This is a genomic window from Thiothrix nivea DSM 5205 (assembly GCF_000260135.1).
GTDB classification, from domain to species: Bacteria; Pseudomonadota; Gammaproteobacteria; order Thiotrichales; family Thiotrichaceae; genus Thiothrix; species Thiothrix nivea.
On record NZ_JH651384.1, the window covers coordinates 2091004 to 2113900 of the forward strand.

General features: G+C 56.8%; 22 protein-coding genes. 15 read left to right on the plus strand and 7 right to left on the minus strand.

Annotated features, from left to right (window positions below):
- Nucleotides 1–14 precede the first annotated feature (14 nt).
- Nucleotides 15–1331, plus strand: coding sequence for a hemolysin family protein (locus tag THINI_RS10420; RefSeq protein WP_002708558.1), 1317 nt, complete (start codon nucleotides 15–17; stop codon nucleotides 1329–1331).
- A gap of 3 nt (nucleotides 1332–1334) precedes the next feature.
- Here the strand turns inward: THINI_RS10420 and THINI_RS10425 are convergent, their stop codons facing one another.
- Nucleotides 1335–2516, minus strand: coding sequence for a hypothetical protein (locus THINI_RS10425; protein ID WP_002708559.1), 1182 nt, complete (start codon nucleotides 2514–2516; stop codon nucleotides 1335–1337).
- Between the two features lie 48 nt (nucleotides 2517–2564).
- Nucleotides 2565–2954: a FliH/SctL family protein gene (locus tag THINI_RS10430; RefSeq protein ID WP_154724391.1), complete on the minus strand. Its 390-nt coding sequence runs from the start codon at nucleotides 2952–2954 to the stop codon at nucleotides 2565–2567.
- A 213-nt stretch (nucleotides 2955–3167) separates the two neighbouring features.
- Between THINI_RS10430 and THINI_RS10435 the strand changes: the two genes are divergently transcribed.
- Nucleotides 3168–3332, plus strand: a complete 165-nt coding sequence (locus THINI_RS10435) for a rubredoxin (RefSeq protein WP_002708561.1) — start codon at nucleotides 3168–3170, stop codon at nucleotides 3330–3332.
- A gap of 14 nt (nucleotides 3333–3346) precedes the next feature.
- Here the strand turns inward: THINI_RS10435 and THINI_RS10440 are convergent, their stop codons facing one another.
- Nucleotides 3347–4276, minus strand: a complete 930-nt coding sequence (locus tag THINI_RS10440) for a phosphoribulokinase (RefSeq protein WP_002708562.1) — start codon at nucleotides 4274–4276, stop codon at nucleotides 3347–3349.
- Nucleotides 4277–4461: 185 nt separating this feature from the next.
- On the opposite strand from THINI_RS10440, the gene THINI_RS10445 reads away from it, so the two are divergent.
- From THINI_RS10445 to ruvA, 3 genes are read left to right on the plus strand one after another with little or no spacing between them, the layout of a single operon-like run.
- A complete protein-coding gene (locus THINI_RS10445) occupies nucleotides 4462–5211 on the plus strand; it encodes a YebC/PmpR family DNA-binding transcriptional regulator (RefSeq protein WP_002708563.1) in 750 nt (249 codons plus the stop codon).
- Complete coding sequence (gene ruvC, locus THINI_RS10450) at nucleotides 5186–5761, plus strand: crossover junction endodeoxyribonuclease RuvC (protein ID WP_154724392.1); 576 nt, start codon at nucleotides 5186–5188, stop codon at nucleotides 5759–5761. The genes THINI_RS10445 and ruvC overlap by 26 nt, the downstream gene beginning before the upstream one ends.
- Nucleotides 5758–6357: a Holliday junction branch migration protein RuvA gene (ruvA, locus tag THINI_RS10455; protein WP_002708565.1), complete on the plus strand. Its 600-nt coding sequence runs from the start codon at nucleotides 5758–5760 to the stop codon at nucleotides 6355–6357. Before ruvC ends, ruvA begins: the two co-directional genes overlap by 4 nt.
- A gap of 475 nt (nucleotides 6358–6832) precedes the next feature.
- On the opposite strand, the gene mazG is transcribed toward ruvA, so the two are convergent.
- Nucleotides 6833–7639 (minus strand): nucleoside triphosphate pyrophosphohydrolase, encoded by an 807-nt coding sequence (gene mazG, locus THINI_RS10460; protein ID WP_002708566.1) that lies wholly within the window; start codon nucleotides 7637–7639, stop codon nucleotides 6833–6835.
- 152 nt (nucleotides 7640–7791) lie between these two features.
- On the opposite strand from mazG, the gene THINI_RS25995 reads away from it, so the two are divergent.
- From THINI_RS25995 to THINI_RS10510, 10 genes are all read left to right on the plus strand, one after another.
- Nucleotides 7792–8124 carry a hypothetical protein gene (locus THINI_RS25995; RefSeq protein ID WP_002708567.1) on the plus strand — a complete coding sequence of 111 codons (333 nt, stop codon included), beginning with the start codon at nucleotides 7792–7794 and terminating at the stop codon, nucleotides 8122–8124.
- A 263-nt stretch (nucleotides 8125–8387) separates the two neighbouring features.
- Nucleotides 8388–8981 carry an OmpA family protein gene (locus tag THINI_RS10470; RefSeq protein WP_002708568.1) on the plus strand — a complete coding sequence of 198 codons (594 nt, stop codon included), beginning with the start codon at nucleotides 8388–8390 and terminating at the stop codon, nucleotides 8979–8981.
- Between the two features lie 194 nt (nucleotides 8982–9175).
- Nucleotides 9176–10306, plus strand: coding sequence for a Re/Si-specific NAD(P)(+) transhydrogenase subunit alpha (locus THINI_RS10475; protein WP_002708569.1), 1131 nt, complete (start codon nucleotides 9176–9178; stop codon nucleotides 10304–10306).
- Complete coding sequence (locus THINI_RS10480; RefSeq protein ID WP_002708570.1) at nucleotides 10306–10593, plus strand: NAD(P) transhydrogenase subunit alpha part 2; 288 nt, start codon at nucleotides 10306–10308, stop codon at nucleotides 10591–10593. Before THINI_RS10475 ends, THINI_RS10480 begins: the two co-directional genes overlap by 1 nt.
- A gap of 3 nt (nucleotides 10594–10596) precedes the next feature.
- The gene (locus THINI_RS10485; RefSeq protein WP_002708571.1) at nucleotides 10597–11973 is read left to right on the plus strand and encodes an NAD(P)(+) transhydrogenase (Re/Si-specific) subunit beta; all 1377 of its coding nucleotides are present in this window, start codon (nucleotides 10597–10599) and stop codon (nucleotides 11971–11973) included.
- Nucleotides 11974–12343: 370 nt separating this feature from the next.
- Complete coding sequence (locus tag THINI_RS10490) at nucleotides 12344–14380, plus strand: primosomal protein N' (protein WP_002708572.1); 2037 nt, start codon at nucleotides 12344–12346, stop codon at nucleotides 14378–14380.
- 88 nt (nucleotides 14381–14468) lie between these two features.
- Nucleotides 14469–15125: an SPOR domain-containing protein gene (locus THINI_RS10495; RefSeq protein WP_002708573.1), complete on the plus strand. Its 657-nt coding sequence runs from the start codon at nucleotides 14469–14471 to the stop codon at nucleotides 15123–15125.
- Nucleotides 15126–15167: 42 nt separating this feature from the next.
- Nucleotides 15168–15878 carry a Bax inhibitor-1/YccA family protein gene (locus THINI_RS10500; RefSeq protein WP_002708574.1) on the plus strand — a complete coding sequence of 237 codons (711 nt, stop codon included), beginning with the start codon at nucleotides 15168–15170 and terminating at the stop codon, nucleotides 15876–15878.
- 70 nt (nucleotides 15879–15948) lie between these two features.
- A complete protein-coding gene (locus THINI_RS10505; RefSeq protein ID WP_002708575.1) occupies nucleotides 15949–16809 on the plus strand; it encodes a symmetrical bis(5'-nucleosyl)-tetraphosphatase in 861 nt (286 codons plus the stop codon).
- Complete coding sequence (locus tag THINI_RS10510) at nucleotides 16775–17263, plus strand: hypothetical protein (protein WP_002708576.1); 489 nt, start codon at nucleotides 16775–16777, stop codon at nucleotides 17261–17263. Before THINI_RS10505 ends, THINI_RS10510 begins: the two co-directional genes overlap by 35 nt.
- On the opposite strand, the gene THINI_RS10515 is transcribed toward THINI_RS10510, so the two are convergent.
- From THINI_RS10515 to THINI_RS10525, 3 genes are read right to left on the minus strand one after another with little or no spacing between them, the layout of a single operon-like run.
- Complete coding sequence (locus THINI_RS10515; protein ID WP_002708577.1) at nucleotides 17255–17752, minus strand: chemotaxis protein CheW; 498 nt, start codon at nucleotides 17750–17752, stop codon at nucleotides 17255–17257. The genes THINI_RS10510 and THINI_RS10515 overlap by 9 nt on opposite strands.
- Complete coding sequence (locus THINI_RS10520; RefSeq protein WP_002708578.1) at nucleotides 17749–21081, minus strand: response regulator; 3333 nt, start codon at nucleotides 21079–21081, stop codon at nucleotides 17749–17751. Before THINI_RS10520 ends, THINI_RS10515 begins: the two co-directional genes overlap by 4 nt.
- A gap of 35 nt (nucleotides 21082–21116) precedes the next feature.
- Nucleotides 21117–22892, minus strand: a complete 1776-nt coding sequence (locus tag THINI_RS10525) for a FimL-related protein (RefSeq protein ID WP_154724393.1) — start codon at nucleotides 22890–22892, stop codon at nucleotides 21117–21119.
- Nucleotides 22893–22897 lie beyond the last annotated feature (5 nt).

The window sequence follows — 22897 nt, forward strand, 5'->3', positions numbered from 1 at the left end:
AGGATTTTTCAAGCGTGGATATTGCCATACTGTTTGGCCTGATTTTGCTTAACGGATTTTTCGCCATGTCGGAAATTGCGCTGGTTGCCGCCCGCAAGGCGCGCCTGCAAAACCTGGCCGAACAGGGGGATAGCGCCGCTGCCACGGCCATCCGCCTGCGTGAAGACCCGACCTTTTTCATGTCCGCCATCCAGATTGGCATCACCTCCATCAGCATCCTCAACGGCATCGTGGGTGAAGCGGCTCTCAGCCCGCCCTTGAGCGTCTGGCTGCAAAGCTGGGGTATGGAAACCCATTACGCAGACCTGCTTGCCACTGGACTGGTCGTGGTCAGCATCACCTATTTTTCCATCGTGTTGGGCGAACTCGTACCCAAGCGCATGGGGCAAATCCACCCCGAAACCATTGCCCGACTGGCCGCCCGCCCGATGCTGTGGTTAGCCGTGATCGCCAAACCGTTTGTGGTGCTGCTGGCCGCCTCCACCCGCCTGTTGCTGCGCTTGCTGGGCATAAAAAACGACAAGCTGGTGAGCGTCACCGAGGAAGACATCCACCTATTGCTGAACGAAAGTTCCGAAGCTGGCGTGATCGAAGCACAGGAACACCAGATGGTACGCAACGTCTTCCGCCTCGACGACCGCCAGATTGCCTCCTTCATGGTTCCACGTAGCGATGTGGCCTATCTGGATGTGGAAAAATCGCTGGAAGACAACCTTAGCCACATCGAAAACCACCGCCATTCGCGCTTCCCGGTAGTGCGCGGCAACTGGAAGGAAGTGCTGGGCGTCGTCAGCACCAGCCACCTGCTCAACCAGATGCTGCGGGATGAAAAACCCAACCTGACAGCAACCCTCAAACCGGCGGTATTCGTGCCCGAATCCCTCACTGGCATGGAACTGCTGGAAAACCTCAAGGACTCCGGCGGGCAAATGGTGTTCGTGATCGACGAATACGGCGAAGTGCAAGGCATCGTCACCCTGTATGACCTGATGGAAGCGATTACTGGTGAGTTCAAGCCACAACGCCAAGAAGACGCCTGGGCAGTCAGGCGGGATGACGGCAGCTGGCTGCTGGATGGGCTAATCCCTGTCCCCGAACTGAAAGACCGGCTGGGTTTACGCACCGTCCCCGAAGAAGACAAAGGCCGTTACCACACCCTCAGCGGCATGTTGATGCTACTGCTGGGGCGCTTGCCGGAAACCGCCGACACCTGCGAATGGGAAAACTGGCGGCTGGAAGTGGTGGACATGGATGGAACCCGCATCGACAAGGTGCTGGCTATGCCCCTCCACGCTGTTACAGACGCAGAGGGCACAGAAACAGAGGGATAAGGTTTAACGGCAGGACTGGTAACGCCCGTTCGGCCAGCACGGCGCTGACAGCGACTCACCCAGATTGGCCGCCTGCAAACGCGCGCGCGCTTCCAGCAAACGGCTGACCAGCCCCTCTTCCACCGCAGCATAGGCATCGGAATCCACCTGACGCTTGACCACGATCCCCAGCAACTCGGTGATGGCGTTACCCACCGAGTTCTGAGAAATCGTCACCACCAGACGCCCCTTGTCGTCACGGAACAGGATTTGCTTGTAGGCAGGCCGCCAACGGATGTCATTGGCAAACTGCGGGTCTTGAATGACTTTTTCCCGCAAATCCCGCGCTACCCGCTGGAAGCGCTGATTGCCCAGTAGCACATCGTCAATCTGATTGGGGAAATTGGCGCTTCCCGGCACCCGCGCTTCCCCGGTCGCCACCAGCGAGAAGAAGGTCTGGTAGAAATCCAGGAAACCACGCAACACCTGCTCGTATTCGTACCAGAAATACTGGTCTTTCAGGCGCTCCGCCCCACCCAACACTTCCCAGCACGGCAAGCCTTGCGGGTAGCCGGTCAGATTCAGCGCCGCCTCTTCCGCTGGCAGCAACTGGAGAATCTGCAAATCCAGCACTTCCAGAAACTTGCGGTAAGACTCGCTCAACTGGCGCAGGAACAGGGTGTTGTGGCCGCTGTCAGTCAGGTTCGGGTTACTGGGGTCGGCCTCTTTGGCATCACGCAGCAATTCCATCGGGAAGGCCATGAAATGGTTGTGGATCATGCGGATACTGGGCACGCCCGGTTTGTTCAGCGGCCAAGTGGAATCGAGGCTGGCCTCCCCGCACAGGATCAGGTGATCCGCCGGGTCGGGGTATTTTTCAAACATGTAATCGCACAGGATTTGGGTCATTTTCGACCAGGTTTTCTTTTCCTGCCGCTTCATCTGGTCACGGCGCACCGGGCGGCCTAGAGGATCAAGGATGCGCCGCGAAGTGTCGAGGATGATGGAGGTGTCGAATTCCACGCTATGCCCGACCAGCTTGCGGTACATCAGCAAGTCTTCGGGGGTGCGGAACAGGCCGTTTTCTTCCGCCAGGTTTTTCAGGTTGGCCGGGCTGTTGAAGAATTCCACCTGGGTCATGCCTTCGGGAACCTTCAGCGACATTTGCGGGCAAGGGGTAGCGATTTCGCGTGGTGCTGTTTTCATGGGGCTAGCTTCTGTTGGTGTTGTGGGAAGGAAAATACCACAGCTTTTTTACCCTGATCGGAACAGGTATACAAGCAGCAATACGAACCCGAGCACCAATACCCAACCGCCGTACTCCTGCCACATCGTCGACATAAAACTGGTCTTGGGCAGAGCCGAGGGTTTCGCCGCCGGTTTGGTATTGAGTACCTTGAGGATTTCCTCACGTGCCTGCTGGTGCAGGTCGGCGTGGATGCCGGGGACTTCGGGAATTTCTGCCAGCGTGCTGATCATGTGCTCCTTGATGCCTGCCTTGAGGCCCGCTTTCATGCCGTCCTCCTTGCCCTGTTTCAGCCCGGCTTTTTCGCCAGTGTCGTAACCCTCCTGCCAACCCTTGCTGAAACCGAGCTTAAAGGCCGCCCAGCCAACGAACACCACCACCATTGCGAATATTAACAAGATACTTCCCATGCTACGCCCTGACACGCTTGCTGCTATACCGCGATTTTAACAAACGCCCGTCCACGCGCCCCAGTAATTAATCAGCAAGCACCCTGTTTCTGATTACTGGTGGCCAATACCCGCAGGATTACTGGCATTGATTGAGCAGGAAAACCGGCTGATCGGATAATTAAGAACCCTTCATGCTCAACAAGAGGAGTCAACCGTCTCATGAAACAGTGGATGTGCCTGGTATGTGGCTGGATTTACGACGAGGAACAGGGCTGGCCGGAAGAAGGCATCCCCCCAGGCACGCGCTGGGAGGATATACCCGACGGCTGGCGCTGCCCCGAATGCGGGGTCAGCAAACAGGATTTCGAGATGATCGAAGTTTAACTGCCAGGCAAGGCTTACGCCAGCACCCCCAGCACGCCCGCGCCCCGCTCTTTGGGTACGTCGGTGATATTGCGCAACTGGCGGCTACGCTGGATCAGGTCATGGATCAGCGGCAGCAGGATGGTCTCAACCGCCAGCAGCATTTTCTTTCCCGGCACGATCAGGGTGCTGCGGCGTGACATCACCGCCCCGGGGATCACTTCCAGCAGACTCGGGAAATGAGGCAACTTCACCCCCTGCTGGAAGTGGATGACCAGCGAACACTCATCCACGCTGGGGGTTAGTTCCGCCCCGAAAGGGTCTGACGTATCCACCAATGGGATCATCTGGAAATTGATATGGGTGCGGCTGAACTGCGGGGTAATGTAATCCACGTAATCACGCAGACGGCTGAGGATCATTTGCATGACCTCTTCCCGCGAATACCCGCGCAACTGGCTGTCGCGGTCAATTTTGCGCATCCACTCCAGGTTGGCGTTGGGTGCCATGCCGATATGCAGATCCGGGTACTGGGCGATGTTGATGTCCCCGGCCAGCACCGCGCCATGCAGGCCACGGTACAACAGCAGGTCGCTGTCGCTGTCCATTGGCTCCCAGGCGGTGAAAGTACCCGGCTCCTGCCCCCAATGCCCTGCCTGTTCACAGGTATGCAGGTAATGGCGCGACAAGCCAGTACCGGTAGCGCCGTACTGGAAAAACAGCGTTTCCAGCTTGTCGAGATGATTGCCCTCTGGGCCGAAATGGGTCAGGTTGCGCCCCGCCTCTTGTGCCTTGCGCACCTCCTCCCGCATGGTTTTGCGGTCGTAACGGTGGAAGGCGCTGCCCTCGACATACACTGCCTTGACCCGTTCGCGCCAGAAAATGTGTTCCAGCGCCGTGATGACGGCAGAAGACCCTGCCCCCGAAGAACCTGTAATAGCAACAATGGGATATTCTGCCGACATCTGTGTTTCTCCTCAAAAAAACGTGGTGCGTGTATGGCGTGCTCATCATACGGTAATCTCCAGCCATATCAGAGCATAAAGCAAAATTGGGGCAAGAAAAAAGGGGCTGGACGTATCAGGACAGGCAGCTTTTTTCCATGCTAAACTACGCCGCATTTTTCAGGATAAACTGACGAGAGTTCGACATGGCCGGTCATAGTAAATGGGCAAACATCAAACACAAGAAAGCTGCTGTTGACAAAAAACGGGGCAAAATCTGGACTAAACTGATCCGTGAAATCACGGTGGCGGCGAAGGAAGGCAAAACTTCCGACCCCAACGCCCACCCGCGCCTGCGCCTGGCGGTCGACAAGGCGCTCGGCGCGAACATGCCGAAAGACACCATTGACAAGGCGTGCAAGCGCGGCGCAGGCGAAACCGGTGCGGAAAACTACTCCGAAGTGCGTTATGAAGGTTACGGCCCCGGCGGCATTGCGGTCATCATCGAAACCATGACCGATAACGTCAACCGCACTGTCGGTGAAGTGCGCCACGCCCTCACCAAACATGGCGGCAACCTCGGCACCAACGGCTCGGTCGCATTCCAGTTCAAAAAAATAGGCGTAATGAACTTCGCCCCCGGCATTGATGAGGAAAAGCTGATGGAAGCCGCCCTCGAAGCTGGCGCGGAAGACATCCAGATGGATGATGACGGTTCCGCTGAAATCATCACCGCGCCGGAAGATTTCACCGCAGTCAAGGATGCCCTGATCGCCGCCGGTTTCACCCCGGATCTGGATGAAGTCACCATGCGCGCAGACAACCTGACGGAAGTGGAAGGCGAAGTAGCCGAAAAATTGCTGAAAATGATCGACATGCTGGAAGACCTCGACGACGTGCAGGAAGTCTTCACCAATGCCGATTTCAGCGATGAAGCCCTGGAGGCGCACGGTTAAGGTGGCGCTGCGCCGCATCCTCGGCATAGACCCCGGCTCCCGCCAGACGGGCGTTGGGGTGATCGAAACCGATGGCCAGCACACCCGGCATGTTTTCAGCACTTGCCTGCGCTTGGGCGATGCCCCCCTACCCGAACGCCTCGGCGTCATTTTCCGCGAACTGACCCACATCATCTGCCAACACCAACCGGTGGAAATGGCGGTTGAAGACGTCTTCGTCTCCAATAATGCCGCTTCCGCGCTAAAATTGGGGCAGGCGCGCGGTGCAGCCATTTGCGCGGGTGTTACCTGCGGCCTGCCGGTTGCCGAATACAGCCCCAAGGAAGTCAAGCAGGCCACCGTCGGCAAAGGTGGTGCTGACAAGACCCAGGTACAGCACATGGTAAAAATCCTGCTGGGGCTGCACGGGCGCTTGCAAGCTGATACGGCGGATGCGTTGGCGGTGGCGCTGTGCCATGCGCACGCCAGCCATTTGCAGAGCCGGATTGCGCGGGCGATAGAATTTTCCCCCGCCCCCCCCCTGGGAGGGAGTCAGAGGAATCCACCATGATTGGACTGCTGCGTGGCAAACTGCTGGTTAAACAGCCCCCCGACCTGATGCTGGATGTGAATGGCGTCGGTTATGAAGTGCAAGCGTCCATGACCACGTTTTACGACCTGCCGGAATTGCAGGCAGACGTAACCCTCTACACCCATTTTGTGGTGCGGGAAGACGCTCAACTGCTGTTCGGCTTCAGTTCCCAGACCGAGCGCGAACTATTCCGTCACCTGCTGAAAGTGAACGGGGTCGGCCCCAAGATGGCGCTAGCGATTGTTTCCGGCATGAACCCGCTGGAATTCCGTCAGGTCATCCACGCCAGCGACATTGCCCGCCTGAGCCGCATCCCCGGTGTTGGCAAGAAAACCGCCGAACGCTTGGTCATCGAATTGCGTGACCGCCTGCCTAAAAGCGAAGGCGGCAACACCGCCAGCATCCCGGCAGCCACCAGCGCCCCTGCAACCTCCGCCAGCGACGAGGCCATCAACGCGCTATTGGCGCTTGGCTACAAACCCGCGCAAGCCAGCCAGATGATTGCGGCTTACGAGAACCAAGGGTTAGGCGTGGAAGAGATGATCCGCCAGGCACTGCGTGCCAGCCTCAAGTGACAACCGACCGCCCCAAGATTGTCACCTGCCCCCCCCGCCTGTCACGCCCAAACTGTCAATACTGTCACTTTTTGACAGCCTAGCCAGTTATTACCCCGGTTCGTCCCATTAGCAAACACTCGATATTAATTAATAAAATTAATTATATAGAGGCACGATTAATCGTTTGGCACAGGGGTTGCAACTACCATAGCACAGGCTGAGACGGCATGAAGACCTGAATGTCTGCAAGGGACGACAAAAACAACAAGAAAGGGTTAAGGAAAGCATTTACCAGCAAGCCCCAAGAGGTAGAGAGCAGGCATAAGCATTAACAACAATAAAGCGCCTGGCCATACCTCGACTCTTCTGCCCCCCGCGGATAACGCGGGGCGCTTTATCCGGAGTCAGGTGGTTGAGAACAATAATAACAATAAATCCATAATAATAATTTTAGCCCGTGTTGACTGCCCCCGTTCATCGGGGGCGTTGTTTTTCATGCGGTTTTACCCGCCGCTTGTCGCTTTTCTTCCAGCTTGGCCATATTCCACGCACTTTCCATTTGTTCCAGACGCGCATCCTCAAGGGTAAACCCCTGCGCCAACAACAGGCTTTCCACCCGCTGGAAACGCTGCTCGAACTTACGGTTGGAAAGGCGCAAGGCATTTTCCGCATTTACCCCCAACAGGCGCGCCAGATTGGTTGCCCCCATCAGTACATCACCCACTTCTTCCTCAATGCGGCTGAAAGGATCGCCGGTGTCCACAGCATCCACGACTTCATCGAGTTCCTCATGAATTTTGGGGATTACCTGCCGCCAATCATCCCAGTCGAAACCCACCCTGGCAGCCCGCTGCTGGATTTTCTGGCTACGACGCAAGGCTGGCATGGCTGCCGGGATACCGGCAAAAAAACCGGATTCCGACTCTTTGCCGGAGCGCTCATCCTGCTTGATGCTTTCCCACGCCTGCTTCTGCTCGCCTTCATCGGCAAACACCGCATTGCCAAAAACATGCGGATGACGCCGGATCATCTTGTCCGTAATCCCTTGCGCCACATCGTTGAAATCAAATAAACCCTGCTCGCTGGCAATTTGTGCCATGAACACGACCTGGAACAGCAAATCGCCCAACTCGTCGCGCAAGGCGGCAGCATCACCCCGATCCACCGCATCCGCCACCTCATACACCTCCTCCAGCGTATGCGGCAAAATGGTCTGCCAAGTTTGCTTAATGTCCCATGGGCAACCCGTCTGAGGGTCGCGCAAACGTACCATAAGATTCAGCAATTCATTGATACCCATATAACTTCATCCGTTTTTGCCTTGCATCACATTAACCTGTAGCGTATTGTGCGTTTGTCGTGCAATATACACAATTGTGGTATGAATGCTACGCTTAAAGATAAAGCACAACCCGACTTATTGAACTCAAAACAGACTTGAAGGAGCTCAACATGACTCTGAAAACAATTATTGGCAGCAGCATGGTTGCTATGATGATGACAACAACTGCCCAGGCTCACGATGGCAAATACCTCCAGAACGGTGATGGCCAAGCCGTCAAAAACAGCGTGGAAGAAAGCTGCGTATTGGCCATGTATGGCAACATGGTAGACGGCTGCGAAGCCGCCCCAGCAGCCCCAGCACCTGTGGCCGCGCCAGCGCCAGTGCCAACCCCGCGCGCGCATGTGCCTGTAGTCCCTAAAGTCAAGGCAAAAGGCAACTACAAAGGCAGGGTACAGATGGATCCGGCTTCCCGTGCCACCATGCAACAGTACCAGAAGTAATAAACCTGTCGGATATTCCGTTATTTACGCAGGGTTCCAGCCCCTCTCCACCGCACAGGGGGAGGGGCTGTTTACCTGTTCCAAGAAAAATCCTGCCAAACTATGGTCACTTAACACCAAAGTAACCTATAATCGGGGCGGTTGTTGTATATTTAAGACACTCTGTCACGAATTAGCTTCCTGCAATCAGAATCAATATTCCGGGCTTGCGGAAGCATTAAGACTCAACAATGTAAACCATAATTAGGCTTAAGGAGATCACAATGACTCTGAAGAAAGTTGCAGGCATCAGCATTGCTGCCCTGATGGCAGCCATGATGGCCACCACTGCATACGCAGAAGACGGCAAATACGTCCAGAACGGTTCCGGCGAAGCCGTCAAGAACAGCGTTGAAGGCACTTGCGTCAAGGCTCAATACGGCAGTATGCCAGAAGGCTGCGAAGCGGCTCCTGAGCCAGCCCCAGCTCCTCCGCCCCCCCCACCTCCTGCCCCGGCTCCTGCGCCAATCCAGCGTTTGAGCCTGAGCGCTGACACCAACTTCGACTTCGACAAGGCAGACCTGAAACCAGCCGGTAAAGCCAGCTTGGATCAGTTCCTCGGTAGCCTGGCAGGCGCGAAAGTGACCGGTATCAGCGTGGTCGGCCACACTGACAGCGTTGGTTCCGACGCTTACAACCAGACCCTGTCTGAAAAGCGCGCTGCTTCTGTCGCCAACTATCTGGTTAGCAAAGGTGTTCCGGCTGCTGCCATCCAGGCATCTGGCCGTGGCGAATCCCAGCCAATTGCGGACAACAGCACCAAGGCTGGCCGCGCTGCCAACCGCCGTGTTGACGTGACTGCTTCCGGTACTCGCTAAGCACCATCATCAATCAGTTTCTATATGAAGCTGCATTGATGCAAAAAAGTCGGGCTTGACCCGGCTTTTTTGCGCCCGCATGAAACATTTCATTCTTTTCTAATATTCAGCTAATATACTTGCCTTTATTTTTTGGCCGGGTCGCGCTTTTTCCCGTCCGCATGTTCACCACATCCTTCTGGAGAAGATACATTATGTCAATCAAAGTGGCTGTGCCCAGGGAAACTGCCGAGGGCGAGCGCCGGGTTGCCATGGAATCCAGTGTCATCGCCAAGCTCGGCAAACTGGGGGCGGAAGTCCTGGTCGAAGCCGGGGCAGGCAGTGCGGCGCACATTCCTGATGCTGCCTTCACGGGCGCAACCATTGTCCCTTCCGCTGCGGAACTCTACCAACAGGCGGACATCGTGCTAAAAGTACAACCACCTTCCGCCGAGGAAATCGCCCTACTGAAAGAAGGCGATGTGCTGATCGGTTCCTTGCAGCCGTACAAGTTCCCGGAACTGGTAGCGGCGCTCAAAGCCAAAAACATTACTGCCTACGCTATGGAACTGATCCCGCGTATTTCCCGCGCGCAGGCGATGGATGTGTTGTCTTCCCAGGCTGCCGTCGCCGGTTACAAAGCGGCCATCATGGGTTCAGACCTGTGCCCACGCTTTTTCCCGATGCTGACGACCGCTGCCGGCACCATCCGCCCATCCAAGGTGATCGTGATCGGGGCAGGCGTGGCAGGCTTGCAGGCCATCGCCACCGCCCGTCGTCTGGGCGCAGTGGTGGAAGGCTATGACGTGCGTTCCGCCACCAAGGAACAGGTGCAATCGCTCGGCGCAAAATTCATCGAACTGGGCATCAAGGCCGAAGGTGCAGGCGGTTACGCCCGCGAACTGACCGCCGAAGAAAAACAGCAGCAGCAGGATGAACTGGCGAAACACATTGCCACTGCCGACGTGCTGATCACCACGGCTGCCGTGCCGGGCCGCCCTTCGCCGAAAATCATTCCGGAATCTACCGTTGACGGCATGAAATCCGGCGCGATCATCATTGACCTGGCGGCAGAAGGTGGCGGTAACTGCACCCTGACCCAGCCGGGACAAACCATTGTCCATAACGGCGTCACCATCCATGCCCCCTTGAACGTACCCAGTCAGGTGCCGGTACATGCTTCCGAAATGTACGCCAAAAACCTGTTCAATTTCCTCAGCCCGATGCTGAAAGACGGCCAATACCAGCCGGATTTCGAGGATGAGGTCATTGCAGGCGCACTGCTGACGCATGGGGGCAAAATCATGAACGAATCCATCCGCCAACTGGTTGAAGGAGCAGCATAATGGACGGTTTTATCGCGCTTTACATCTTCATGCTGGCGGCTTTCACCGGCTATGAAGTGATTTCCAAAGTACCGGTCATCCTGCACACCCCGCTGATGTCGGGTTCCAACTTTGTCCACGGCATCGTGCTGGTCGGCGCAATGGTAGTGCTGGGGCAAGCAGAAGATGGCATGGAGCAACTGGTCGGTTTCATCGCCGTGGTGCTGGCGGCAGGCAACGCCGTCGGTGGCTACGTCGTCACCGAGCGGATGCTGGACATGTTCAAAAGCAGCAAGGGGGAGAAATAAGCCATGAACCTGTTTGTGGAAATCTTTTATTTCGCCGCTGCGGTGTTGTTTATTATCGGCCTGAAGCAAATGTCCTCACCGGTTACGGCGCGGCGCGGCATCGTCTGGGCAGGCGTGGGCATGGTGCTGGCCACCTTGATTACCTTCGCCCACCCACATGTCAACAGCAACTACCTGCTGATTTTCCTCGGCATCGCCATTGGTGGCGGGCTGGCATGGAAAACCGGCAAGGAAGTCGCCATGACCGACATGCCGCAGATGATTGCGCTCTACAACGGCATGGGCGGCGGCGCGGCGGCAGCGATTGCGGCGGTGGAACTGATCAAGCGCGAACCGATGGATCCGCTGGTGCAACTGCTGGCCATTTTCGGCGCGCTGATCGGTTCGGTGGCCTTCTCCGGCTCGCTGATCGCATTTGGTAAACTGCAAGGTATCAAACAGTTGCGTGGCGCTATCCGCTTCAAAAACCAGCAGCGTATCAATGCCGCCATATTCGTGGTAGTCGCGTGGATGGGTTTAGGCATTGCCACCAGCGGCACGGATTATGGCATGTTCACCCTGTTCCTGTTCTTCGCGCTGGCACTGGCTTTCGGCGTAATGATGACGCTGCCCATCGGGGGCGCGGATATGCCGGTGGTCATTTCCCTCTACAACGCCTTCACCGGCCTTGCGGTTGGCTTTGAAGGCTTCGTACTGGAAAACCCTGCCATGATGATTGCTGGGATCGTGGTCGGCTCCGCCGGTACGCTGCTGACGCAACTGATGGCCAAAGCCATGAACCGCCCGATTTCCAACGTGCTGTTCAGCAACTTTGGCGAAGGCGGCGGCGAAGCCCAGGAAGTCACCGGCAGCATGAAAGCCATCGAAGCGCCGGATGCCGCCATCATGATGGCGTTCTCTGAAAAAGTCATCATCATTCCTGGCTACGGCATGGCGGTCGCGCAAGCCCAGCACAAGATTTGGGAAATGACCAAGCAGTTGCAGGAACGCGGCGTCACGGTCAAATTCGCCATCCACCCGGTCGCAGGCCGTATGCCGGGTCATATGAACGTATTGCTGGCGGAAGCGGGTGTGCCGTATGACATCATCTATGACCTCGACGAAATCAACGAAGAGTTCAAGACTGCTGATGTGGCACTGGTCATCGGCGCGAACGACGTGGTGAACCCGGTAGCACGTACCGACCCCAGCAGCCCGATTTACGGGATGCCGATCCTCAACGCTGATTACGCCAAAAACGTGATCGTGGTCAAGCGTGGCCAGGGGGCTGGTTTCTCCGGCATTGAGAACCACCTGTTCTTCGCCGACAACTGCCGGATGCTGTATGGTGATGGCCAAGCAGTTGCGAACGAATTGATTACAAATATTAAGGAATTATGAACGTCAAGTCTTGACAATCAGGAAAAAAGCCCGGTTTATCCGGGCTTTTTTATGAGTTGTCCACACCATAACCGTATATTCATATTTTTCTTATAGCCATTCATACACACCCGGGCATTAATAAATAAATTATTGATTTTAAAATATAAATAGTAACTGATTAATAATTAATCAATTCGGAAAAGTGCTTGCCACACAAGGGCTACAGGCATCTTTCCGCAGTTCTTCCACAGAGTTATCCACAGGTTCTGTGTATAACCGGAATTTCTACTGATACAGCAAGGGTTTGTTAAGGTTTTGCCTAAAACGCGGCAACTTCTACCCACAAAACCCCCGCCCCTCCCATTGGCAATTCCGTTACACTTGAGGCATGAACCAAAACCACCTTGTTGCACAAATTGCTATCCCGCGCCCACTGCCCTCCCTGCTCACGTATTCGCTCCCAGACGGGCAAACCCTGGCTCCCGGCATCCGCACAGTTGTGCCACTGGGAAAGCAACAGGTCGTTGGCATGGTCATCAAGACAGAAACATGGGAGGAACCAACCGACAACGCTTTCGCACTTAAGCCCATCACCGCCACCCTTGACCAGCTCCCCTTACCCGACACACACTTGCTGGAATTGCTGCAATGGGCTACCCGTTATTACCATCACCCGCCAGGCGAAGTGATCTTCAACGCCCTGCCAGTTGCCTTGCGCAAGCCCAAGCCGCTGTCCAGCCGGATGCAGAAACTCCTGCTCCCCGCCGCACAAAAGCCGACAGCCATCGCCGTGCCGGAAAGCGTTTTCCCCCTCACCAATGAACAAGAACAGTGCCTGCTCAGCATCCAGCAATGGAACCAACACAAAAAGCCGTACCCCGTTCTGTTACACGGCATCACCGGTAGCGGCAAGACCGAAATCTACCTGCGCCTGATCGCGCCCCTGGTCACCGCCGGCCAGCAAGCGCTGGTAATCGTGCCGGAAATCGGCCTGACCCCACAGCTGCTGCTACGCTTCCGGCAATTTTTCGGTACGCTGCCACTGGTTTGCCTGCATTCCGGCCTCAGTGACGGCGAGCGCCTGCAAGCCTGGCTGCAAGCGCGCAGCGGGCAAGCACGCATCATCATCGGCACACGCTCAGCCATTTTCACCCCAGCGCCCCAACTCGGCCTGATCGTGATTGATGAGGAACACGACACCTCCCTCAAACAACAGGAAGGCTTCCGCTATCATGGCCGCGACCTCGCCATCAAGCGGGCGCAAATGCTCGGCATCCCCATCATTCTCGGTAGTGCCACCCCCGCGCTGGAAACGCTTTACAATGCCCAGGCGGGGCGCTTCCATTACATCCGCCTCAACCAACGCCCCGGAGCCACGCTCACACCGGAACTGCAAATCCAGGACACGCGCCCGTTTGAACTACAGGCTGGGCTGACGCCAGCCAGCTTGCAGGCCATCCGCCAAACCCTGGCACGCGGTGAGCAAGCCATGGTGTTCCTCAACCGGCGCGGTTTCGCCCCCGCGCTGTTCTGCCCCGCCTGCGGCTGGCAGGCCAGTTGCAAACATTGCAGCGTCAACATGACCTGGCACGCCCGCCGCAACAAGCTGGTTTGTCACCATTGTGGCGCGGAACAAGCCACCCCGGCGCAATGCCCGACCTGCCACAACCCCAAGCTCACCACCCAGGGGCAAGGCACCGAACGGCTGGAACTGAGCCTGCAAAGCACGTTCCCGGAATTCCAAGTGGTACGCATCGACCGCGACACCACCAGCCGCAAGGGCGAACTCGAAGACAAGCTCGCCACCGTGCGCGGCAATGAACCGCTGATCCTGGTGGGAACCCAGATGCTGGCCAAGGGGCATGATTTCCCCAACCTGACCCTGGTGGTGATCCTCGACATCGACCATTCGTTGCTCAGCACTGACTACCGGGCGCTGGAACGCCTCGGCCAGTTACTGGTACAAGTCGCCGGGCGGGCCGGGCGGGCGCAAAAACCGGGCAAGGTCATCCTACAAACCAGCCAGCCGGACAACCCCCTGTTGCACCAACTGATCGGCCACGGTTACACGCCTTTCGCCCGGCAACTGCTGGAAGACCGTAAACGCTGGCATTTTCCGCCGTTCGGCCATCAAGCATTGATCCGCGCCAGCAGCACTGCCAGCATGGAAAAAGCCTTGCAATTCTTGGAACGGGTCAGCCAGTTGCTGACTGGTACTGACGTTTCAGGTGTGCAACGGCTAGGGCCAATACCTGCTCCGGTCGAGAAACGCGCCAACCGCTATCGCGCCCAGTTACTGCTCACCAGCCGCCAGCGGGCGCGGCTACATACGGCCTTGCAGCACCTGCTACACGCAGAAGGCAATATTCCGGGCCGTTCCAGTGTGCGCTGGTCTGTAGACGTTGACCCCATTGATTTTAGCTAGATATTACTTAAAAGTTATCACTTAAGTTATTAATACTTAGAGTTTTTGCTATACTGGCAAATATACTCCAACGATCGAGGCTCCGACGATGACCAAAGATTTCAAAAAACAGGCGGTATCCGAAAGCGTTTTTGGACAATACGGCATGGGCTGGATGGCAGGCGGCATAGCCATCGGCCTGCTGGTTGGCGCAGGCATGTATGCCCTTGCCCATAAAGAAGATGCGCCCACCACAACCGCATTACAACCCAGCGCCGATATGAGTATCGCCGCCGCTGACGCGGGTTCCGGGATACAACCTGCCCAGCCTGGTGAAACCAGCCAGATGGACACACCTGCCACTGCTGACGAAGCAACCACAGATGAAATCCCCGGTTTCAGCTACCATGCCGTGCTGCCGCAGCTGGAAATTGACATTCCCGCGTCCGTGCAGGCCGAACAACAGGCTGCCGCCAAACAGGCCAGCAGCAAGGCGGATAAAAAAGCGGAAAACCAGCCTGCCCCGGCAGTTCCGACCGGCTTCAACGGCTTCCAGATCGGCTCCTACAAAACCGCTGATCAAGCCAGCGACATACAAAAACGCCTGAAACGCAGCGGCCTCACTACCCGCGTGGAACAAGCCAGCGTGAATGGCACTGTCTGGTTCCGGGTACGCCTTGGCCCCGCCAGTTCGCCTGACATGATGCAGAAATGGCAACAAACCCTGTCTGGAATGGGAATTAGCCCGATGGCCGTGCGTATGTAATCATGTTACCCGTGATTTGAACAACTTCAAGGGAGTCAAACAATGGCGCATTTGGACATCCATTCTGGCGTAGTGGTCGCCAATGCAAGCGAAAGCGAACGCGCGGGCTTCATCCGCCGCACCTATCTGCACCTGGGCGGTGCCATCCTGGCATTTGTCGGGGTCGAAACCCTGCTGATCCAGTCCGGCATCGCCGAATCCTTCACGCACCTGCTGAGTGGCAGCATGTGGATGTGGCTAGTGGTAATGGGGTTGTTTATGGCGGTTTCCTACGTCGCCAATAACTGGGCACATTCCGCCATCTCCAAAGAAATGCAGTACGCCGGGCTGGGTCTGTTCGTGGTGGCGGAAGCCGTTGTCTTCATGCCGCTGATTTACATCGCCCTCGCCAGAGCGCCTGATGTGCTGAGCCATGCCGGCTTGCTGACGCTGATGCTGGTCGGCGGCCTCACCTTCACCGCTTTCACCACCCGCAAGAACTTCTCGTTCCTGGGGCCGGCCCTCAGTATCGGCGGCTGGATTGCGCTGGGTGTCATTGCCACCAGCATCCTGTTTGGTTTCACCCTCGGCGCGCTATTCTCCGGCATCATGATTATATTTGCCGCTGCATCGGTGCTGTACACCACCTCCAACATCATCCATGAATACAATAGCGGGCAACACGTGGCCGCTTCGCTGGCGCTGTTCTCCAGCGTCGGTTTGATGTTCTGGTATATTGTCCAGTTCCTGATGAGCCTGACAGGCCAAGAATAAATATTCTCCATTGGACATTTATTGATTGACAGGCATCCTTCGGGATGCCTTTTTTATTTGGAAAAGCACTATGGCGATTTACGCAATTGGCGACCTGCAAGGCTGTTACGACCCCTTCATGCGCCTGCTGGACAAGCTGCGCTTCGACCCCTTCCGCGACACCCTGTGGATCTGCGGCGATCTGGTCAACCGTGGCAAGCAATCGCTGGAAACCTTGCGTTTTGTACGCTCCCTGCGCGATGCCGCCATCTGTGTGCTAGGCAACCACGACATCAGCCTGATTGCCGCCTTTTACGGCTTGCGCAAACCACACAGAAGTATGCAAACGCTGGTGGAAGCCCCCGATTACGCCGACCTGATCCAGTGGCTGCGCCAACAGCCCATCTTTTACGTCGACCAGACGCTGGGCTATGCCATGAGCCATGCCGGCATTCCACCCGTGTGGGATTTGGCCACCGCACAAGCCTGTGCACGGGAAGTCGAGCAGGAACTCCGCAGCCCCACTGTCGCCACCTGGCTGCCCCAGGTTTACGGCGACCAGCCAGATGACTGGAGCCCAAACCTGTCTGGCCATGACCGCCACCGCTACATCCTCAACGCCTTTACCCGTATGCGCTACTGCCGCCCGGATGGCAGCCTGGAATTCCAGGCCAAGGGCAGGCCACCTGCCCAAGAAGGCCATGCCATACCCGCCACGGAACTTATTCCCTGGTTCCAGTATCCAAACCGATACGACTTAAATTTGACCACAATCTTTGGACATTGGTCTACATTGGGTTATTATCAGGCAAATCAAGTCATTGCGCTGGATACTGGCTGTGTATGGGGTGGCCAGTTAAGCGCCTTCAGAATCGATAGCAATAACAACCAACTTATCTGTATTGAATGTGACGACTATGGGCGAGAAGAAAGAAACAAGCCTTCCGGGTAATTACGCTGGCACTGTCAAGGTCACCGTGCGTGACAGGGACTATTATGTCCATTCCAGCGCCCCGATGCCGATGATGCCGCTGGATGATTTGCTGAAAGCCCTCGAAACCAACCGTGCCATCCTCAAGACCTGCCAAGAAAAACTACGCGAAAATTTTATCAAGGAAGCTTTTGAATACGCCGCCCCCTGGTTACTCAATTACGATAGCCCTACCCAGGACGCCATCCAGGCTCACCTCAACATCAATATGCTGATCCCGCTGATCAACCTGAAAGGTGGTGAAGCCCACTTTGAAAAGCCCGAAACCCTCAATGTCCAGACCCGGGTGGAACTGATGCGCAACATCGCCGAAAAAAGCGCGTTCATGGATCAGCTTTCCACCCACAACAGCTTCCACACCGGCGTCGCTATGAGCTTTATCCTGATAGTGCTACTGGCGCTGGTGTTACTCTGACAGCAACGGCTCCCGCTGTTCCGCCGTCAGTTGCAGCACTTCCGCCACCGCCGCCTCAATCGCGGGCAAATCCGGAATAAAGCACAGCAGATGCGAAGCCCTCACTTGCCTCGCTACGTAAGGGCAGCGTTGCACATTGCCACTGTGGTCATCACGCAAGGTATCAGGCAGGATTTCCAGCGTATTCAGCCCACCCTGTACCCGCAAGGCGATGAAAGGCAGACCCGGCAAGGCTGACACCGTATGCAGGATCAGGCACTTGCCCTCATCCGACTCCCCCGCCTCCTCCGCCATGCACAGGGACTCCAGCGACACCACCGGAATCTGCCGGTTACGCCAGTGCAGCCAACCCTCCACCCCCGGATGCATGGATGGGGCCAGCTCGCTGCCTGTCACCAGTTCCGCCATCAAGTTGAGGGGCAACACCAGATTACCCTTATGCAAACGCACAATCAGGCTCTTGATGGCCGGTTCGTAGCTGTGTTTCATGCAGTAACATCCTCCCAGGCATGTGAATTGTCAGGCTCATGGCCGCTTGCCAGCACATCCCCGATTGCATCCAGCAGCACCTCGTTCTGGTAAGGTTTGCCGAGGAAACCGGTAGCCCCCAGCGCGCCCGCATGTTCGCGGTGCTTCTGCGCAGTACGGGAACTGATCATGATCACCGGCAAACGCGCCCACTGCGGGTCGCGCCGCAAATGCCCCAGCAGTTCAAACCCATCCATGCGCGGCATTTCAATATCCAGCAACACCACATCTGGCTGGAATTCAGCCATCCTCTCCAGCGCCTCCATGCCATCTTTGGCCGTAAAGACCTGATATTCGCGGCTACTGAGGAATTTTTCCGTCACCCGCCGCACGGTAATGGAATCATCCACCACCAAAACCCGGGGAGGCCCTGATGGCTCCTGCGGCTCTTCCAGCACAACCGTCTCCTCCGGTGGGGTGATTTGCTCGTCAGTGCTCAGGCGCGCCAGTTCCGCCATATCCGGTACTAAGAAGACTCTACCATCCGGCGCAACCGTGGCCGCCGAATACAGGCGGCAGTCCTTGAACAGGCCACCCAACGGCTGCAACACCACCTCGCGTCGCCCACGGATGCGGTCGATCACCCAAGCCACCGCCTGCCCCTGCATTTGCACAAACACTGTCGGGAAGCGCTCATCCACTGCCCAGGGCTGATCCCCGTGCGGCGTCCCCAGCCAGTCGGCCAGATGGCGCAACCGATATTGTTCGCCAGCAAACTCCAACGTGGCATCTTTCGCCTGCAACGCCGCCTGAACCTGCTGGCCTGACAGGCGCGCCAGACCCTGCACGCCATTGATGGGCAAGGCGAACACCTGTGCTTGTGCTTCCACCAGCAACACCGGGTTTACCACCAGCGTAAATGGCAGGCGCATAACAAACTCTACCCCCTCATTGGGGTGGGACTCGATTTGCAGGCTGCCGCCCAAGGCTTTCAGTTCCGAATACACCACATCCATGCCGATACCGCGCCCGGCAATCTGGCTGACCGTTGGCGCAGTGGAAAAACCAGGACGCAGGATCAACCGGTGCAACTCCTCATCCGGCAGCTCCTGACCAGCATCGGCAATGCCCATGGCGACAGCCTTTTCCAGCAGGCGCTGCCGGTTAAGACCGCAGCCGTCATCGCGGAAGCGGATCACAATTTCGGAATCATCGCGGCTTACGCTCAGGGTAATGTTGCCGGTGCGCGGCTTGCCCTGCTGCTCGCGTTGTTCCGGCATTTCGATGCCGTGGGAAATGGCATTGCGGATCAGGTGCTCCAGTGGGGCTGTCATGTGCTGTAGCAGATTGCGGTCTAGCTCGCATTCTTCACCCTGTACCTCCAGTGTTACTTGCTTGCCCAATTCACCTGCCACCTGCCGGGTGAGGCGGCGCAAGCGCGGCACCAACATGGTCACAGCCACGAGTCGGGTATTGAGCAATTCCTGTTGCAACTTGCGGGTGGTGCGCATGTCCCCTTGCAGCAATTGCTCGCCCTTGCGTACCTGCCCGGCCAGATCCGCTTCCAGGTTCACCAGATCGTTCAGGCTTTCCGCCAATGAGCGGGAAATACGCTGGACTTCGGCGTACTGATCCATTTCCAGCGGGTCGAAACCATCCCTGGCTGCGCGGCTCTGCAAACGTTTGCTGCGCCCGTCGTGAATCTGCGCTTCACTTTCCAGCTCCAGTGCACGGACTTGCTGGCGCAAACGGGCTACTGTGCGCACCAGTTCCTCCACATCCATACCCATGCTGCTGAGGTGTTCGGACATTTGCACCTGTTGCACATTGAGTTCGACCACCCGGTCAATCAGGCCATCCACAAACAGCGCTGACAGGCGGATAGTTTCGTGGCTGCCCACACTGGCTGGGCTGGCAGGTTCGGCTGCTTCACCAGCAGCAGATGGGCGGACGGCACTGTCGAGAACCGTGATATCCGGCAAGTTTTCCGCCTGTTCCAACAATAATTGTTCCAACATGCTGCCGGATTCGGTCTGGCCTGACCGCTGGCGTGCCCACGCCTCTGCCACCGGAACAGGCCCTTCAGCCTCCACGCCAGGTGCACTACTTTCTTCGGTATCATCCAGCGGTGGCCATTCAACCTCCTCAAGAATCGGCAGGTCGGCAGCGGGTACTGGTTTTGGTGATGGCGGTGCGGTTTGCTGCCGGTAACCATCTGCAAGGTTGTGTAACTGGTCAACTGCTTGCTGCAATTGCTCAATATCTGCAAAACTGACCTCCTGCCCCGCACCAGCCAACCCACACAACAGGTTTTCCGCTTCATGGCTGACATCCGCCATAACGGTCAGTTGCGCCATGCGTGCCCCACCTTTGAGGGTGTGGAATTCGCGCTCCAGCTCGCGGATCACCTCCATGTCATACGGTCTGTCACGCAGATTTTGCAAGTTCAGGTCGAGGGACTGGAGCTGTTCAGGCGCTTCCTCCCAGAACAATTGCCAGATGAGGCGTGATTCCGTGTCATCCTCTGGCTCTGGCTCTGGCTCTGGCTCTGGCTCTGGCTCTGGCTCTGGCTCTGGCTCTGGCTCCGGCTCCGGCTCCGGCTCCGGCTCCGGCTCCGGCTCCGGCTCCGGCTCCGGCTCCGGCTCCGGCTCCGGCTCCGGCTCCGGCTCCGGCTCCAGGGTGAAATCCGGCTCAATGGCTGGCAAGACTGCCGGTTCCTCAGCGACTGGCGAGAGAAAATCAAATACTTCCTCATCCTCGGCGGGCACTACCGGTGCAACAGCAGGCTCAAAATCCGCTGAGTTTTCGTCAGACAAAGCAACAACCGCGAAATCCGGCATTGCTATTTCCACCCGGTCAGCCGTCGGGGCAGCAGGCGTAACCGGCTCATCGGGCAGTGGAGCCAAAGAGAAATCCAGCACTTCCGGATCATCCGACCCGGCCATCTCTGCAAAATCGGTGATTTCCTCTCCAGCATCAGCGATGACCGCCTCGGCCTCCGCGATCAAGGCGCTAACCTGATCGGTTTTCTGCTGGGCCTGCAGGAATAAAGGTAACTGCGCCCGGAGTTCAGCGACAGCCTTGCCAATCTGCCGTGATACCCTGTCAGTGGCGGGTATCCCCCCCGACAGCACATGATTCAGCAAATCCTCGTGCACCCAGGCAAAATCGCCTAGCGCAAATGCGCCTGCCATCCGACCGCTACCTTTGAGGGTGTGGAAAGCACGCCGGATTTCAATCAGCAAGTTACGGTTTTCCCGCGCCTTATCCCACTGCGGGTGAAGAATTGTCAGATTCTGGCAAATGTCGGTCACTTCTTCTGTGAAAATCTCGAAGATTTCCTCCCCCAACGCATCACGCAGACCGGGAGAGGTATCCTCGGCAATCAGACTGTTGCCAGACTGGAAAGGTTCGGGTTCCGGAAGCGTTGGTAAAGGTTCGTCGACATCGACTGTTGCGCTTTTTTTTTTGCTTCGGCCTCGGCTTCCACTTCGTCCAGATCCACGTCGGCCAGCAAATCCAGTTGGCTAAACCCATCAAGTTCACGCAACTTGGCGAAACCGGTGGGCAACAACGACAGATAGTCTTCATTTTGCAGGCGGGCAGAAACCGATGCCTCAAACAAGGTTAAAATATCCGCAAACGTGGACAATTCTTCCTGTGACGGCTCCCGGTTCTGAGCCAGCAGATCCTCCCTGACGTAGCGTAGGGCGGTATCAACCATTGGCAGTAACTCGTCGGTATCAGCCACTTTTAACGCGCCACTGATATTTTCCAGCGAGGCAACCACCTCTTCCAGACAAACAAACGCCCACCCTTCCTTGTAGAAAGCCACCGTGCGTGACTGCGCCTTACCCAGCTCGGTCAGGGTGGTGCGTAACAGACTGCGCTCACCGGAAGGATCCTGGGTGTCGCCGTCCTGACTGAATACATTGTCGGTCAGGTCATGGCCGGTTTCTGCGTATTCAGCCAAAATTTTCTCCAGCTTGGCGTAGTGGGTACTGATTTGCAGCATGGCGTCAAAATCCTGCGCCTGGCCACTGGCCGCTTTGGCCTGCAAGGTTTCTACCAGGTCAGCCGTCAGCTCGGCAGCACGTCCCAAACCCAGCATCGCCAGGGTGCTGGTCAGGCTACCGGTCTTGTCCGCCAGTTTGCCCAACAGTTCCGGTTGCCGCGTTTTATCCTGCATACCGTCAAGAATGGTTTGCAAACCACGTAATTCATCTGTTACCGAAGTGGATACCGCGCGCCACAGATCACGCCCAGGTGTGGTGTAATACTGGCGCAATTCCGACAGGGTTTCACCACGGGGCAAATAGACATCCAAGTGGTAAGCAGCCTTGACCTGATCGGTGACCTCTTCGCCACTATCCGCCAAACCGATGTAATACAGCAGGTTTTTAATCAACTCATCCGGCAGGCCACGCTCATAACGCTCTTCACCCTGCTCGCCAAAACGGCGGATTTCCCGTTCCAGACGACCCATCAGCATCTTGACCGCCACACCGTGCTCCAGCCGCCCGTTTTCCAGCGCCGCGGCCAGACCAGCACTGATCCACCACAACGAACGCAAGCGCCGTGACTGGTTCAGGCGGATCATGTTATCGGCAACCTTGCCCACCGCTTGTAACATGCGCTGAGGCTGATCATTACGGAACCAGCCCAACAAGGCTTTTTGCAGGAAAAAGCGTAACTTGGTGCTGACCTGCTGCCGCTTTTCAGGTGGCAAGGCAATATATTCATCCGTGCCAATCAGGTCATTCCCGGCGTGCCCGCCTTCCGGCAGGAAAACCATGTGCTCGGACAATAACTCAACATCACGGGCAGCGCGCAGGTTGTTCAGCGTAGGCAGGATAATGACAGGCAAATCTGCATAGCCTTCCTGCAAATGCTTAAGGTATTCGGATAACTGCAACATGCCTTCGGCGACAGCATCCCTGGCGGCTAGCAGATTTTCCACCCGATCCTGGATCAATGCATCCAGCAGGCTGACGATTTCCTGGCAGAGTATATGCGCGCCATTGGCGCCCAACACTTCCAGTACGCCCTTGAGCTGGCGGCAGGTCTCACGGCTGGCGCTGAGTTCGCTTTTGTCTTCAGACTCTGCATAACGTCCAAACGCTTCGCGCCCACGCTCGATGGCCTGCTCAATATCAGCCATGATCC

What these genes read in the sequence shown, in the direction of transcription:
- THINI_RS10495 (WP_002708573.1), top strand. Translation starts at nt 14,469, where the DNA reads ATGACCAAAGATTTCAAAAAACAGGCGGTATCCGAAAGCGTTTTTGGA.
- THINI_RS10440 (WP_002708562.1), bottom strand. Translation starts at nt 4,276, where the DNA reads ATGTCGGCAGAATATCCCATTGTTGCTATTACAGGTTCTTCGGGGGCA.
- THINI_RS10475 (WP_002708569.1), top strand. Translation starts at nt 9,176, where the DNA reads ATGTCAATCAAAGTGGCTGTGCCCAGGGAAACTGCCGAGGGCGAGCGC.
- THINI_RS10515 (WP_002708577.1), bottom strand. Translation starts at nt 17,752, where the DNA reads ATGAAACACAGCTACGAACCGGCCATCAAGAGCCTGATTGTGCGTTTG.
- THINI_RS10525 (WP_154724393.1), bottom strand. Translation starts at nt 22,892, where the DNA reads ATGGCTGATATTGAGCAGGCCATCGAGCGTGGGCGCGAAGCGTTTGGA.
- THINI_RS10480 (WP_002708570.1), top strand. Translation starts at nt 10,306, where the DNA reads ATGGACGGTTTTATCGCGCTTTACATCTTCATGCTGGCGGCTTTCACC.
- THINI_RS25995 (WP_002708567.1), top strand. Translation starts at nt 7,792, where the DNA reads ATGACTCTGAAAACAATTATTGGCAGCAGCATGGTTGCTATGATGATG.
- THINI_RS10425 (WP_002708559.1), bottom strand. Translation starts at nt 2,516, where the DNA reads ATGAAAACAGCACCACGCGAAATCGCTACCCCTTGCCCGCAAATGTCG.
- THINI_RS10485 (WP_002708571.1), top strand. Translation starts at nt 10,597, where the DNA reads ATGAACCTGTTTGTGGAAATCTTTTATTTCGCCGCTGCGGTGTTGTTT.
- THINI_RS10445 (WP_002708563.1), top strand. Translation starts at nt 4,462, where the DNA reads ATGGCCGGTCATAGTAAATGGGCAAACATCAAACACAAGAAAGCTGCT.
- THINI_RS10490 (WP_002708572.1), top strand. Translation starts at nt 12,344, where the DNA reads ATGAACCAAAACCACCTTGTTGCACAAATTGCTATCCCGCGCCCACTG.
- THINI_RS10470 (WP_002708568.1), top strand. Translation starts at nt 8,388, where the DNA reads ATGACTCTGAAGAAAGTTGCAGGCATCAGCATTGCTGCCCTGATGGCA.
- ruvA (WP_002708565.1), top strand. Translation starts at nt 5,758, where the DNA reads ATGATTGGACTGCTGCGTGGCAAACTGCTGGTTAAACAGCCCCCCGAC.
- THINI_RS10500 (WP_002708574.1), top strand. Translation starts at nt 15,168, where the DNA reads ATGGCGCATTTGGACATCCATTCTGGCGTAGTGGTCGCCAATGCAAGC.
- THINI_RS10435 (WP_002708561.1), top strand. Translation starts at nt 3,168, where the DNA reads ATGAAACAGTGGATGTGCCTGGTATGTGGCTGGATTTACGACGAGGAA.
- mazG (WP_002708566.1), bottom strand. Translation starts at nt 7,639, where the DNA reads ATGGGTATCAATGAATTGCTGAATCTTATGGTACGTTTGCGCGACCCT.
- THINI_RS10510 (WP_002708576.1), top strand. Translation starts at nt 16,775, where the DNA reads ATGGGCGAGAAGAAAGAAACAAGCCTTCCGGGTAATTACGCTGGCACT.
- THINI_RS10505 (WP_002708575.1), top strand. Translation starts at nt 15,949, where the DNA reads ATGGCGATTTACGCAATTGGCGACCTGCAAGGCTGTTACGACCCCTTC.
- ruvC (WP_154724392.1), top strand. Translation starts at nt 5,186, where the DNA reads ATGAAGCCCTGGAGGCGCACGGTTAAGGTGGCGCTGCGCCGCATCCTC.